Origin of the sequence: Planktotalea sp., from assembly GCF_049680325.1 — a bacterium.
Classification (GTDB): domain Bacteria; phylum Pseudomonadota; class Alphaproteobacteria; order Rhodobacterales; family Rhodobacteraceae; genus Planktotalea.
Genome location: NZ_JBAUHO010000270.1, coordinates 1 through 13,458, shown reverse-complemented (window position 1 = coordinate 13,458; position 13,458 = coordinate 1). Strand labels below are relative to the sequence as shown.

Here is a 13,458-nt window from a genome sequence, read left to right as displayed (position 1 = left end):
GGCCCTTCGGGGAGAGTTTAAGGGCAAAATGAAGCGCCTAGCGCGGGGTGATGACCCCCGCTTCGGTGACGATCATATCAAGGGGCTGATCGGTCAGCTCCAGCGGGAGATCATCGGCCTCTTGCGAGGCAAAGGCAAAGCCGATGGCGAGCGTGGCGCGGCGGGCGCGTAACCGCTCTAATGTGCGATCATAAAAGCCGCCCCCATAGCCCAGCCGCCCGCCTTTGCGATCAAATGCGACGAGCGGGACAATCACGATCTCTGGCTCGATCCATTCTCCGGTGGCAGGAATCCACGCGCCGAAAGTGCCCTCTTGCATCGCGCATTCGGGTGTCCATTCGCGAAAATCCAAAGGGGTTGCTTTGGCTTTGATAACAGGCATGCCTACGAGGCCGTGCGCCGCCGCTTCGCCCAGCGCAGGAAGCGGGTCAATTTCCGTGCGCATCGGCACATAGCCCGACAGCGGCACACCGCGATAGCCTGCAAGAACTTCGCTCAGATAGCTGGATTGCGCAGGGTGCGCTGTCTCAAAGGCCTGCTTGCGGCGCTCGAACCCGGCCTTGCGAGCGGCAGTTTTTATCGCAGCGAGATCGCTCACAACAGCACCGCAGCGGCAAGCCCAAGGAAGGCGAAAAAGCCGACGACATCCGTCACCGTTGTCACAAAAGCGCCCGAGGCAAGCGCCGGATCGACGCCAAGCTTATCCAAGAGGATTGGAATGACTGTCCCAGCCAGCCCCGCCACAACCATGTTGATGACCATCGCAGTGGCAATGATGTAACCAAGCGCAGGCGAGCCAAACCAGAGCAACCCGACCACGCCCATAATAAGCGCAAAGACCAAGCCGTTAATCAGGCCGACAAGGACCTCTCGGCGGATAACCCGCCACACGTTTGAACCGGTAAGGTCTTTCGTTGCGATGGCGCGCACGGCAACCGTCAAGGATTGCGTCCCTGCGTTACCGCCCATGGAGGCCACGATTGGCATCAGAACCGCGAGCGCCACGATTTGCGAGATCGCCACCTCGAACTGCGCGATCACAAGGCTGGCCGCGATTGTGGTTACAAGGTTAACCGCAAGCCATGGAAGGCGTTGCTTTGTTGTGCTGATAACACGGTCGGTCAAAGACCCTTCGCCGACACCCGCAAGGCGCAGGATATCTTCTTCGTGCTCTTCATCCAGAACGATCATCGCATCATCAATGGTAATCACACCAACAAGACGTTCGTCTTCATCAACGACGGGTGCAGAAATCAGGTGATACTGGTTGAAGGCATAGGCGACCTCGCCCTCGGCCTGCATTGCGGGGATGACGCGAAAGACGTCTTCGGTAAGTTCCCAAAGCAGAACATCGCGGCGCGAGCCCATGAGTTTGCCGAGGGTGACATTGCCGACCGGCTTGAGGCGCGGATCGACCAGAATGATATGATAGAATTGTTCAGGCAGGCTTTCATGCCCGCGCAGAAAGTCGATTGCCTGACCCACGTTCCAATGTTCCGGGGCCATGACGACCTCGCGCTGCATCAAACGGCCAGCAGAGTTTTCCGGATAGGTCAGCGATTGTTCGACTGCGACACGATCGCTGTCCTCAAGAACATCCAGAATGGCATCCTGTTGATGCTCTGTCATATCCTCGATCAGATCGACGACGTCATCGCTTTCAAGCTCGCGTACAGCGTCGGCCAGAACCTCTGGGCGCAGCGTGGCGATCACATCATCGCGGATGCTTTCGTCCAGTTCCGACAGGATTTCACCGTCGAATTCGCGATCATAAAGATGGATCAACTTGCGCCGTTCGGAGGTGCTGATTTGCTCCAGAAGGTCAGCGATATCCGCCGCGTGAAGCGGCTCCATCCGGGCGATCAGAGCGGCCTGATCGCCACGTTCGACCGCGTCTAGAATGGCCGCAACGTCCGAGCGTTCCAGCTCATAGCTGCTTTCTTCGGCGTCATGACGATGTTCATTCAACAGATCGGGTTCGGTCATAGGTTTTGCCTTTCTGTTGCAACGTATGGCGGATGTGCGGACCATACCCATAGCGCGGGCCAAGCAACAGAGGCAGATGCAAATTTCCCATGGTATTGGGCAATGTTTCTGATAGTGAGAACGGATGACACAAAAGCATATTCTTTCGGGTGATCTGTTGGTCTTTGCTGGCGACCCCTTTCAGATGGCGCCCGAGCAAGCCGTGCAAATTCAAAGCGATGGCGCGTTGCTGATCGAGGATGGTATTATCACCGATCGGGGCCCTCGCGACAGCCTTGTGCGCACCCATCCCGGTGCGCGCCATCATGCGCACCCTGGCAAACTGATCTGCCCCGGCTTTATTGACGCCCATGTACATTATCCCCAGACCGCCATGATTGCGTCATGGGGTAAACGGCTGATTGACTGGTTGAACACCTACACATTCCCGGAAGAAATGCGATTTGCCGATCCCGAATATGCTGCCGAAATTTCAGCGCGTTATCTGGACCTGAGCGCCGCGCATGGCACGACCAGCATGGCCAGTTTCTGCACGATTCATCCCGCCTCGGTAGATGCGTTCTTCCGCGAAGCGACCAAGCGGGGACAAAGGGTTGTAGCGGGCAAAACATGTATGGATCGCAATGCGCCTGCGGGCCTGCAAGACACTGCACAAAGCGCATATGAAGACAGCAAGGCCCTGTTGGAAAAATGGCATGGCAGAGGGCGCATATCCTATGCGATTACACCCCGTTTCTCGCCGACCTCCACGCCAGAGCAGCTTGAAGCGATGGGTGCTTTATGGGCCGAGTTTCCCGACTGTTTGATGCAAACCCATCTGAGCGAGCAGCTCGATGAAATCGAATGGGTCCGCGAATTATTCCCCGACGCGCGTGACTATCTCGATACCTATGAACACTTCGGATTGCTTGGTGAACGCGGGCTATATGGGCATGCAATTCACCTGGACCCGCGCGAGATTGATCGCATCGCCGAGGTCGGTGCCGCACTGGTGCATTGCCCCACATCGAACACCTTTATAGGCTCTGGCCTGTTTGACATGGCAGGGCTGACAACGCGCGGTATTTCTGTCGGCCTTGCAACGGATACAGGCGGCGGATCCAGTTTTTCCATGTTGCGCACGATGGCGGCAGCCTATGAGATCGGTCAGCTGAATGGATATGTTCTGCATGCCGCGCAATTGTTATGGCTGGCAACCCGTGGTTCAGCCAAAGCGCTGCATCTACAGGATAAAATCGGTGCGCTGGAGGTCGGGATGGAGGCGGATATCGCCGTGCTTGATCTGGCGTCCACCCCTGCAATTGCCCAGCGCCACGCAAATGCAGAGCATCACTGGGACGCAATTTTTCCGACCCTTATGATGGGCGATGATCGTGCAATCGAAGAGGTCTGGATTGGCGGCAAGAAGCAGGGGCTGGTTTAGGCCCCATAGGTCGCTAGCAACCTGTCTTGCCCAGCACCATCACCCAATATCCATTTGCTTCAGCCATGCCGAAATGGATCGCATTTCCACTAAGAAGGTTCTTGCGGTGGCCTTCGGATTTCTGCCAGCCTGCAAGCGCCTGCGTCGCACCGCTTTGACCTTGGGCAATGTTTTCCGCGACAAAACAGAAGCCATAGCCTTGGCGTTTCACCCGATCCCCGACGCTGGAGCCATCTTTGCCGGTGTGATTAAAGTATCCCTTGCGCGCCATATCGCTGGCATGTGCCTGCGCCGCGCGCGCAAGGCGTGCATCCGCTGCAAGCGGCGCTTTGCCATTTGCTGCGCGAAAGGCATTCACTTCAGGCGCAATGCTCGCACTTAGGCCGCCCACAGGCTGCGCAGCGGCCACCGCGCCCTTAGGCGTTACGTTTGCACCAGAGCGCACGCAGCCAACAAGAAGGGCCGCGCAACACAGGGAAACCAAGACGACGCGCATGATGAATTCCTTTTCGGTCTACATCTATGCTTGCGACAATACCCGAGCCAACTGGTTTTGTCGCGCAATGGTTTTGGGAAGATCAATCGAGGTCACCTGACCAGAGGCAACGACGCGGCGGCCCTCGATGAACAAATCGCGCACTTGGCTCGGCCCTGCTAGCAAGAGCGCACCAGCGTCCCAATTTCCTGCGGCTTCGATCCCGCTCATATCCCAGATCGCTATGTCTGCGCGTTTTCCAACGGCGATCTGGCCACAGTCTGATCGCCCAAGAACCTCTGCACCGCCGCGTGTGGCGATACGCAGGGCTTCGCGCGCGCTCATCGCATCTGCGCCCAGATTGACCCGCTGCAACAGCATGGATTGACGCGCTTCCAGCACAAGGTTGCCGGCATCGTTGGATGCTGAACCATCAACGCCCAGCCCGACCTTTACACCCGCATCGCGCATTGCACGCACGGGCGCGATGCCAGATCCCAGACGGCAGTTCGAACACGGGCAATGCGCAACGCCTGTGCCTGATCGCGCGAATAGATCAATCTCCTGCCCGTCCAGTTTGACGCAATGCGCATGCCAGACATCATCCCCGGTCCAGCCCAGATCTTCGGCGTATTGCCCGGGGCGGCAGCCGAATTTCTCAAGGGAATAGGCGATGTCTTCATCGTTCTCGGCCAGATGGGTGTGCAACATCACGCCCTTGTCGCGCGCCAAAATCGCAGCGTCGCGCATCAGATCACGGCTAACTGAAAAGGGCGAGCACGGCGCAACACCGACGCGGCACATTGAGCCGTCCGAGGCATCATGATGGGCGTCGATCACGCGAATGCAGTCTTCCAGAATTGCGCGTTCGTTTTCAACCAATGCATCGGGCGGCAAACCCCCATCGCTTTCCCCGATCGACATGGAGCCACGCGTCGGATGGAAGCGCATGCCAATGTCTGCCGCCGCCGCGATGGTGTCATCAAGCCGCGCGCCATTCGGATAAAGATAAAGATGATCCGAGGTCAGCGTACAGCCAGATAGCATCAGCTCTGCCAAGCCAACCTGCGCAGAGACATACATTTCCTCTGGCCCAAAGCGCGACCAGATCGGATAAAGCGTTTGCAACCACCCAAAGAGCAGCGCATCTTGCCCGCCCGGAACCGCCCGGGTCAGCGATTGATAAAGATGGTGGTGCGTATTTACGAGGCCGGGCGTAATCAAACACCCCTTCGCATCCAGCACAGCGCCCTGCCCGATCAGACCGTGCCCCACTTCAGCAATAACACCGTCTTTTATACGGATGTCACAGGCGGCGTGCTCGTCTGCGGCATCGTTCATCGTCAGAACAAGTTGTGCGTTTCGGATAATGGTTTCGTTTGATTGGCTCACTTGGCATTCCTTCTACGTGCAATCACGCTCTCCTCGGGCTAGGGCCAAACCATTCCGGTTCGGGGCTGCAACAGAAGAGAGCGAAGGACTTGCAGCCAGTGTTGTGAAGTTTAAGCCGAGGCCTGTGCCTCGATCAAGCCGCGTTGCAACAATTCCAAAGCCTGCGCATGAAGTTGCGGCGTCGCTGCGGCCAGCGCGCGACCACCATCATGCACTTTGCCGCCGCTCCAGTCGGTGACAATGCCGCCCGCCGCCTCGATCACGCCGATAGGTGCTGCGATATCATAGGCGTTCAGGCCCGCCTCGATCACCAAATCGATTTGTCCGGCCGCCAAAAGTGCATAGGCATAGCAATCACAGCCGAAACGCGTCAATTTCGCTTGCGCGGCGACGGTTTCAAATGCCGCGCGCTCGACTGGGCTGCCGACTTCAGGGAATGTAGAGAATAAAGTAGCGTCCTTTAGCTGCGCGGTGCTGCTGGCCTTTAGCCGCGCGCCCCCGTGTGGGCCCGTCATGTCAGAACGCCCGAAACCGCCGCAAAACCGCTCGCCTATATAAGGTTGGTCAATGACCCCCAAACGCGGCCCGCTGGCATCGTTCAATGCAATCAAAACGCCCCACGTCGGTGTGCCGCTGATAAAGCCGCGCGTGCCATCAATGGGATCAAGCACCCATGTCAGACCGCTGGTTCCGTCAAGAGTTCCGAATTCTTCGCCCAAGATACCATCATCAGGGCGCCGGCGCGCCAATACAGCGCGCATTGCTTGCTCGGCCCCTTTGTCTGCCAATGTGACAGGATCAAAACCGCCTTCAACTTTGTTTTCGGCTCTTAGCCCGGCAGAGCGGAAGTATGGCAAGATCGCCGCGCGCGCGGCTTCGGCCAGTTCTTCGGCGACGGACCAAAGCTCGGCCTGTACTTCTGGGTTTTCAATATCTTGCATGAGATCCTGCTTGGGTTGGCACCGTGTCAAATAGCACGAAATGCCAACCTATTGCAGCAAGATGCTGCCTTCAAGCAACGTCGCTTAAAACGCGCGCCAGATCAAACAGGCGACGGCGTTGTTCTTCTGGGATCGAATAGTAGGAGCGCACCAGATCCAGCGCCTCTTTGTCATTTAGAATATCTTACGGCACAGGATTTTGCGGCGCGTCTTGCCCCGAAGCTTCAGCCTGATCCATGCCCGAGAAAAAGAAGCTGACGTCAACTTCCAGCGCTTCTGCGATATCCCAAAGCCGCGATGCGCTGACCCTGTTTGCACCTGTTTCGTACTTTTGGATCTGTTGAAATTTTATGCCGACCTTCTCGGCCAGTTGTTGCTGTGTGACACCAACAAGCCATCGGCGGTGCCGAATCCTCTTGCCGACATGCACGTCCACAGGATGTGCCATGGAGTGGTTCCCTTCCAGGTTTGGCGCGACTTGCTCTGAGTGGCAGAGCAATAAAATCAACACCGTTTTCTTTGCGCCAAGAGAGTTTGACTCAACGCTAGGTAGCGCAACCTTACGATAATACCTTTTTCGAGCAAGTATGAAATTTCATATTTCTTCACGATTGTAACCTGTCGGCTCGGCTTTCGCGTGATTGTTAGACGGCTCTGCCGACGCGGCCAATTGGCGCTTTTTCGGTATGTGGTTTTCAGTTAACTTGCGCAAAACTTGCCTAAACATCAGAGAACACGGGGTTTTTCATGCGCGCATTTCAGGTTTCGGAAATTGGATCACCGCCAAAGTTGCTGGATACAGAAAGGCCTGAACCCGCCAGCGGAGAAGTGCGAATTAAGATTGCAACCTGTGGGCTGAATTTCGCCGATATACTGATGCAGTCGGGTCAGTATCAGGATACCCCACCGGCACCCTTCACTTTGGGCATGGAAATTGCGGGCACAATCGACTCACTTGGTGAAGACGTGACTGCCCCAGCCATAGGCACACGGGTTGCTGTTTTCGGCGGTCAGGGTGGGCTGGCCGAATATGGCTGCTATGATGCGCGCCTCGCGCTCGCGATTCCGGATAGCATGAGCATGACAGAGGCTGCCGCGTTTCAAATTGCCTATGGGACCAGTCATGTCGCCCTTGGCTACCGCGCGAACCTGCAAGCAGGAGAGACTTTGCTTGTCCTTGGGGCAGCTGGCGGCGTTGGTTTGACGGCTGTCGAGATTGGCAAGTTAATGGGCGCACATGTGATCGCTGTCGCGCGCGGCGCGGACAAGCTTGAGGTCGCGCGCAAGGCTGGCGCAGATCATTTGATAGACGCAGGTGTTAAGGATTTGCGCGGCGCGCTCAAGGCGCTTGGCGGTGTTGATGTGGTCTATGATCCCGTTGGCGGCGATCTATTCAAGGCGGCCTTTCGCGCCTGTAATCCAGAGGCGCGCATCCTATCCATCGGCTTTGCCAGCGGCGACGTGCCAAAAGTCCAGACGAACCACTTGTTGGTAAAGAACATTGATGTGATGGGCTTTTACTGGGGCGGCTATATGAAATTCAAACCCTCGGTAATCACAGACTCACTGCGCCAATTGTTCAAATGGTTCGAAGCAGGCAAGCTACGCCCCCACGTAAGCCACGTTCTGCCACTTGAACAGGCAAGCGAAGGCATCGAATTGCTGAGAAGTCGGAAATCTACAGGCAAAGTGGTGATCGAAATCTCGGCGGGATAAGCAGTTGCCTACCCTGCCCCATGCGACAGAATATTGAGAAGTGTTCCAGCGGGGTCGCGCAAATAAAAGCGCCGCACGCCCCATGGTTCATCCGTCAATTCATATTCCACGCTCATGCCCAGCTCTTTGGCACGCGTGTAAAGCGCATCCACGTCCTCGACTTCAATCGAAAGACCAGGCAGGGACGTGCCTGAGCCACCCTCGCTGGCAATGCTTAGTTGAACAGGCGCCGTGTTGCCGTTTGCCAAGGTGGAAATCCAGTCAAACTCCATCACCACATCAAGTTCGAACAGCGCAACATAGAATGCCCTAACCGCTTCAATGTCTTGCGCCGCAATATTCGCGACGATGCGCTTGATCGCCATTAACTCGCTTCCTTAAGCTGCTGGGCAAGCGCTGTGCGGCTGCCGCCCTTAAGATCGCTATAGCCCTGACGCAGTAATTCAGCCAAGGCAGATACGACCTGTGACTGCGCCTGATCTGCGCCATACAAGTTAATCAGGGACGCGGGCATTTCGGGCAGCGCGCCACCGTGCTGAATAGGCACCATATGCGGCGGTTCGGTTCCTTCGATCACAACGCATATCGCAAGGTCCGCACCAATCGTTGCTTCGATGGTACGATCTGAATCAGTCTCGGTCGCCATTTCCCAAGCGATTCCTTCGCGATCCAGAACCTTTTGCACCAAGGGGCGGAACATGCAGTGACGACTGAATCCCAGTTTCAAAGGGCGCTGGCGCCAGACATTTCCGTTTTCGGCCCCTGTCCAGCTCAGACGCGCTTGGCTAAGCGTTTCCCCGCCGGGCATCACGCCTTCTTCAGTGGTCAGGATGAGATCATATTCACCGCGCGAAAGCCCTTCCTGCAACTGGCGTGAGAACGAGGCGTTCAGGTTCACATGCACACGGGGGAACTGCGTGCGGAATTGCTGAAGCACTTTGGAAACCACTGGATAAACAATGTCATGCGGCACGCCTAGCGACACTTCACCTTCGAAACCCTTGTCCGTCAGCTTCATGATTATGTCGTCATTCAACGTCACCATTTGACGGGCAGAGGTCAACAATTGCTCACCTTGGGGGCTAAGAACCACCTGACGTCCCGAACGCTCTAACAGTTTCAGATCAAGACTTTCTTCAAGACGTTTGATCTGCATCGAGACCGCCGATTGCGTCAGGTTTAACAAGCCCGCTGCGCGGGTGACCCCGCCAGTTTCAGCAATGGCAACAAAAGATCGAAGCGCGGTCAGGTCGAGATTTCTCATGTATCAAAATTCGTGATGTGTAAGGTCAAAACAATTCGTTTTTAATATGAAGCACGAAAGGGCACATACATCAACATAAAGAATTGATCACAACAAACCCATCACAAAACGAAAGGTAAAGACCATGACACAGTCCATCACACGTAACGTTGCCCTGAACTGCGCACCTACAGCGCGCCCTATAAGCCCCTTGGCGAAAATTTTTCATATGATCCGTGTTGCACGTTCACGGCGCGCGCTTGCGCAACTTAGCGCCGAGCAACTTTGCGATATCGGCCTTACAAGGCAGGCAGCAAAGCGTGAAGCCACACGTCCCTTTTGGGATGCGCCGACAACATGGATGAAGTAAAATCGGGGCCTTCGGAGCGAATGTGACGAAAACGGTAAGGTTTTCTATATCTTCGCTCCGAAAACCCTTGAATTTGATTGCCAGGCTCACGATATTCTCTTCAAGACCGCTAAAATAGCGGACTGCTTAACCAATGGAGAGTATTCATGGCTGAATATGGTACAATTCGCAGCGGCGTAGGAACAACGGCCGCGAATATCGACGCGGGCCTGCGCGCCCATATGAACAAGGTCTACGGCACAATGTCCGTGGGTATGTTCATCACATTTCTTGCAGCTTGGGCGATCGCTGGCCTTGCGGTCACAACTGATCCGTCCCAGGCAGTCGCACAAATCGGTGCTGATAAATATCTGACGTCACTGGGCTCTGCTCTGTATCTGTCCCCGCTTAAATGGGTTGTGATGTTTGCCCCCCTCGCCTTCGTCTTCGGCCTTGGCGCTGCGATCAACCGTATGTCTGCCGCAACGGCCCAGACGGTCTTTTACGTCTTTGCAGCCGTCATGGGTGTGTCGATCTCCTCGATCTTCCTGGTCTTCACAGGCTATTCGATCATGCAGATCTTCCTGATTACATCCATCGCCTTCGCGGGTCTGTCGCTTTGGGGCTATACCACTCAGAAAGATATCTCCGGTTGGGGTAGCTTCCTGATTATGGGCGTCATTGGCCTTATCGTTGCATCTATCGTCAACATCTGGCTGGCCTCCCCTGCAATCATGTTCGCGATCTCTGCGATCGGTGTTCTGATCTTCGCTGGCCTTACAGCTTATGACACGCAGCGCATCAAAACAGAGTACCTTGCACACGCACATCACGGTGACACCGAATGGCTGGGCAAGTCCGCTGTGATGGGTTCGCTGAGCCTTTATCTGAACTTCATCAACATGTTCATGATGCTGCTTCAGCTCTTCGGCAACCGCGAATAAGCGGCACCAAAATCTGAATAAATCGGGCCCGTTGAACACCTCGTTCAGCGGGCCTTTTACTGTGCGTTACTAGATTTCAAGAGAGTTGCCCGAATCCGCAAACTGTCACATGCTTATTGCATTCATCGACGACCCTTTCGTTGACTTTGCTCAAACACATAAGGAATGCTCAGATGCCTCTCACAATGAATCGCCGCCATTTTCTTGCAGGAACCGCTGGCCTTGTCGCCATGCATCCGTTTTCCCTATCCGCAGCCAGCAACCAAGCGCACCTGCGTTTGATGGAAACGACTGACCTGCACGTTCATGTCTTTCCTTATGATTACTATGCCGACACCCCCCGCGACACAGTTGGCTTGTCGCGCACCGCGTCAATCATCCAAGGGGTACGCGCGGAATCCACCAACTCGCTGTTGATCGATAATGGTGACTTTTTGCAAGGCAACCCGATGGGCGATTACATCGCCTACGAACGCGGAATGAAAGACGGCGACACCCACCCCGTTATCAATGCCATGAACACGCTTGGTTTTGATGCCTCCACCCTTGGCAATCACGAATTCAACTACGGCATTTCCTTCTTGATGAAATCGCTGGCGGGCGCGAATTTCCCTGTGGTTTCGGCCAACGTGGTCAAGAAAATGGGCGCAGAGCCAACGGCAGATACAACGCTTATCAAGCCCTATGTGATGATCGAGCGCGAGATAAAAGACGGTGCAGGTAATGCCCACCCGATCAAGATCGGCCTTATCGGCTTTGTACCGCCCCAGATCATGAACTGGGACCGCAAGCATCTGGAGGGCAGCGTACAGACCCGCGATATCGTCCAGACCGCCAAAGCCTATGTGCCACAAATGAAAGAGGAAGGCGCGGACCTGATTATTGCGCTTTGCCATTCGGGCATTGGCGCGGCAAATGCAGAAGACGGCATGGAAAATGCAGCGATTCCGCTGGCTATGGTGGACGGAATCGATGCGATTTTGACCGGCCACAGCCACCTTGTGTTCCCCTCGTCCAACTACGCGGAGGTCGCTGGCGTTGATAGCAACGCGGGCACAATCGGCGGCAAGCCCGGCGTCATGGGCGGGTTCTGGGGCAGCCATATGGGCCTTGTTGATCTCTTGATCGAACGCGATGGCAATGGCTGGCGCGTGCTCTCGCATACGTCTGAAGCGCGTCCGATCTCCAAGCGCAACGAGGATCGTTCCTACACAGCACTTGCCGAGGATTACGCGCCAGTGCTTGACGCCGTACGCGCCGATCATGAGGCCACGCTGAAATATGTGCGCACGGCTGTTGGCAAGACCGACGCCCCGCTGCACAGCTACTTTGCGCTCGTGGCTGATGATCCTTCGGTGCAGATCGTTTCCAATGCGCAGACATGGTACATAAAGGAACAGATGCAAGGCACGGCCTATGAAGCCCTACCGATCCTGTCTGCTGCCGCACCATTCAAGGCAGGCGGGCGCGGCGGGCCCGAGTATTATACCGATGTGCCGGTGGGCAATGTGGCGATTAAGAACGTCGCTGACCTTTACCTCTATCCCAACACCATTCGTGCGGTGAAGGTGACGGGCCAGCAGGTCAAGGATTGGCTGGAGCGTTCCGCAGGCATGTTCAACCAGATCGAGGCGGGTGCGCAGGACGCGCCCCTGCTTAATCCCAGCTTCCCCAGCTACAACTTTGATGTGATGGACGGGGTCAGCTATCAGATCGACCTTTCGCAACCTTCGCGCTTTGATAAGGACGGTGTTGTTGTCAATGCAGAGGCAAGCCGCATCACCAACCTGATGTTCAACGGCGCGCCGGTCGACATGGCGCAGGAATTCATCGTTGCGACCAACAATTATCGCGCCTCTGGCGGCGGCAGTTTTCCGGGTGCAATGGGTGATACGGTGGTGTTCGAAGGTCCGGACACCAACCGCGACATCATCGTGCGCTATCTGGTCGAGCAAGGCACAGTGAACCCCAAAGCCGATGCCAACTGGTCCTTTGCCCCAATGGCAAGCACAAGTGTCATATTCGAAACCGGCCCCGCAGGCGCGGGCTATGCAAGCAGCGTGGAAGGCGTCAGCATCGAACCCGCAGGCATGTCTGACACAGGCTTTGCCAACTTCCGCATCAAGCTATAATCGCTTCAAAAACAGCGCAGCCCTTTGATCCGGGCTGCGCATTTATGTTGATCTACAGTCGCTGCGATGAGATCTATTTGTTCTCAAGAAAATTGTATGCATCAAGTATCGTTGCTGACAGCCCCTCGAAGAATCCCGCAGCCGTGACATCAATCAACCCTGTAGTGTTCTGCGCATCCAGCTCTTCGGGGGCACTGGTAGGCTTGAGAATGAACAGCGGTTGTTTATGCGCCAGCAGCTCACGATAGCTTGCCCCCGTTCCGTGCTTGAGCACATTGATCGCAAGGTAGTGCTGGTGAAGCCTGTCGGCGAGATCGCCCTCGCCTGCGTCCAACAGCTTTGCTTTCAGCTTGCGAGAGAACGGACCACGTTTGAAATGATGCTGCATGCGCGCCTCAAACGCTGAAAAAATATCGACCGCCGTCAATTCCAGCTCGCTCACAGCCGCGTGAAGCTCTTCCGCATTACCTGCGTGCCCTTCTATACGCGCAAGCGATGCTTTTGCGCTTTCTTGCGCCGCAGTCACCAACTCTGGAACGCTCGATGTGGCTTCCATTGATCTATCTCCTCATGGTTCCACATCCCTTACGCTAATTCGTCTGGAAAGACAGGGGTGGATTTCTGGATGTGCATGTTGCACACGTGCGCGAAATTACGCCGTTGGACACGGCGGGGCACGGCAGGCATGCCCATATAACTTGCCCGTGACATCCATCTTCAATACTTTTGCCAAAATCGGTTCATAAGGGGTACGCGCGTGCCAAATCATTCCCGCATCCGCATCACCGCACTCGCGCTTGGCGCCCTTCTTGTATTGACGAACTGCGCAAAGCGAGCCCCCGAACCAACAGCGGCCT

At 55.8% G+C, this 13,458-nt stretch carries 14 protein-coding genes and 1 pseudogene; 5 read left to right on the top strand and 10 right to left on the bottom strand.

Annotated elements, in window-relative coordinates; genetic code table 11:
• Window positions 1–37: 37 nt before the first annotated feature.
• A complete protein-coding gene (locus tag WBC85_RS12440) occupies window positions 38–598 on the bottom strand; it encodes a 5-formyltetrahydrofolate cyclo-ligase (RefSeq protein ID WP_424437549.1) in 561 nt (186 codons plus the stop codon).
• Window positions 595–1,986, bottom strand: coding sequence for a magnesium transporter (mgtE, locus tag WBC85_RS12435; protein ID WP_424437546.1), 1,392 nt, complete (start codon window positions 1,984–1,986; stop codon window positions 595–597). Before mgtE ends, WBC85_RS12440 begins: the two co-directional genes overlap by 4 nt.
• 124 nt (window positions 1,987–2,110) lie before the next feature.
• On the opposite strand from mgtE, the gene guaD reads away from it, so the two are divergent.
• Window positions 2,111–3,409 carry a guanine deaminase gene (guaD, locus tag WBC85_RS12430; RefSeq protein WP_424437543.1) on the top strand — a complete coding sequence of 433 codons (1,299 nt, stop codon included), beginning with the start codon at window positions 2,111–2,113 and terminating at the stop codon, window positions 3,407–3,409.
• Window positions 3,410–3,422: 13 nt separating this feature from the next.
• Here the strand turns inward: guaD and WBC85_RS12425 are convergent, their stop codons facing one another.
• From WBC85_RS12425 to WBC85_RS12410, 4 genes and pseudogenes are all read right to left on the bottom strand, one after another.
• Window positions 3,423–3,905: a CAP domain-containing protein gene (locus WBC85_RS12425; RefSeq protein WP_424437540.1), complete on the bottom strand. Its 483-nt coding sequence runs from the start codon at window positions 3,903–3,905 to the stop codon at window positions 3,423–3,425.
• Between the two features lie 24 nt (window positions 3,906–3,929).
• Window positions 3,930–5,276: an 8-oxoguanine deaminase gene (locus tag WBC85_RS12420; protein WP_424437537.1), complete on the bottom strand. Its 1,347-nt coding sequence runs from the start codon at window positions 5,274–5,276 to the stop codon at window positions 3,930–3,932.
• A 110-nt stretch (window positions 5,277–5,386) separates the two neighbouring features.
• Window positions 5,387–6,217, bottom strand: a complete 831-nt coding sequence (gene hisN / locus WBC85_RS12415; RefSeq protein ID WP_424437534.1) for a histidinol-phosphatase — start codon at window positions 6,215–6,217, stop codon at window positions 5,387–5,389.
• A gap of 70 nt (window positions 6,218–6,287) precedes the next feature.
• Window positions 6,288–6,665, bottom strand: a pseudogene (locus WBC85_RS12410) (helix-turn-helix domain-containing protein).
• A gap of 299 nt (window positions 6,666–6,964) precedes the next feature.
• Between WBC85_RS12410 and WBC85_RS12405 the strand changes: the two are divergent.
• Window positions 6,965–7,933, top strand: coding sequence for an NADPH:quinone oxidoreductase family protein (locus tag WBC85_RS12405; RefSeq protein ID WP_424437531.1), 969 nt, complete (start codon window positions 6,965–6,967; stop codon window positions 7,931–7,933).
• An 8-nt stretch (window positions 7,934–7,941) separates the two neighbouring features.
• Here the strand turns inward: WBC85_RS12405 and WBC85_RS12400 are convergent, their stop codons facing one another.
• Both WBC85_RS12400 and WBC85_RS12395 read right to left on the bottom strand, forming a co-directional pair.
• Window positions 7,942–8,298 (bottom strand): VOC family protein, encoded by a 357-nt coding sequence (locus WBC85_RS12400; protein WP_424437528.1) that lies wholly within the window; start codon window positions 8,296–8,298, stop codon window positions 7,942–7,944.
• On the bottom strand, window positions 8,298–9,197 hold the full coding sequence (locus tag WBC85_RS12395) for a LysR family transcriptional regulator (protein WP_424437525.1): 900 nt from the start codon (window positions 9,195–9,197) through the stop codon (window positions 8,298–8,300). The genes WBC85_RS12400 and WBC85_RS12395 overlap by 1 nt, the downstream gene beginning before the upstream one ends.
• A gap of 124 nt (window positions 9,198–9,321) precedes the next feature.
• Between WBC85_RS12395 and WBC85_RS12390 the strand changes: the two genes are divergently transcribed.
• The 3 genes from WBC85_RS12390 (at window position 9,322) to WBC85_RS12380 (ending at window position 12,601) form a co-directional block, all read left to right on the top strand.
• Window positions 9,322–9,546, top strand: a complete 225-nt coding sequence (locus WBC85_RS12390; protein ID WP_424437522.1) for a DUF1127 domain-containing protein — start codon at window positions 9,322–9,324, stop codon at window positions 9,544–9,546.
• Between the two features lie 146 nt (window positions 9,547–9,692).
• The gene (locus tag WBC85_RS12385; protein WP_424437519.1) at window positions 9,693–10,469 is read left to right on the top strand and encodes a Bax inhibitor-1/YccA family protein; all 777 of its coding nucleotides are present in this window, start codon (window positions 9,693–9,695) and stop codon (window positions 10,467–10,469) included.
• Between the two features lie 173 nt (window positions 10,470–10,642).
• Window positions 10,643–12,601, top strand: a complete 1,959-nt coding sequence (locus WBC85_RS12380) for a bifunctional 2',3'-cyclic-nucleotide 2'-phosphodiesterase/3'-nucleotidase (protein ID WP_424437516.1) — start codon at window positions 10,643–10,645, stop codon at window positions 12,599–12,601.
• 73 nt (window positions 12,602–12,674) lie between these two features.
• On the opposite strand, the gene WBC85_RS12375 is transcribed toward WBC85_RS12380, so the two are convergent.
• Both WBC85_RS12375 and WBC85_RS12370 read right to left on the bottom strand, forming a co-directional pair.
• On the bottom strand, window positions 12,675–13,157 hold the full coding sequence (locus WBC85_RS12375) for a hypothetical protein (protein WP_424437513.1): 483 nt from the start codon (window positions 13,155–13,157) through the stop codon (window positions 12,675–12,677).
• A 96-nt stretch (window positions 13,158–13,253) separates the two neighbouring features.
• The coding region (locus WBC85_RS12370; protein WP_424437510.1) for a hypothetical protein at window positions 13,254–13,458 on the bottom strand (205 nt) is incomplete at its 5' end.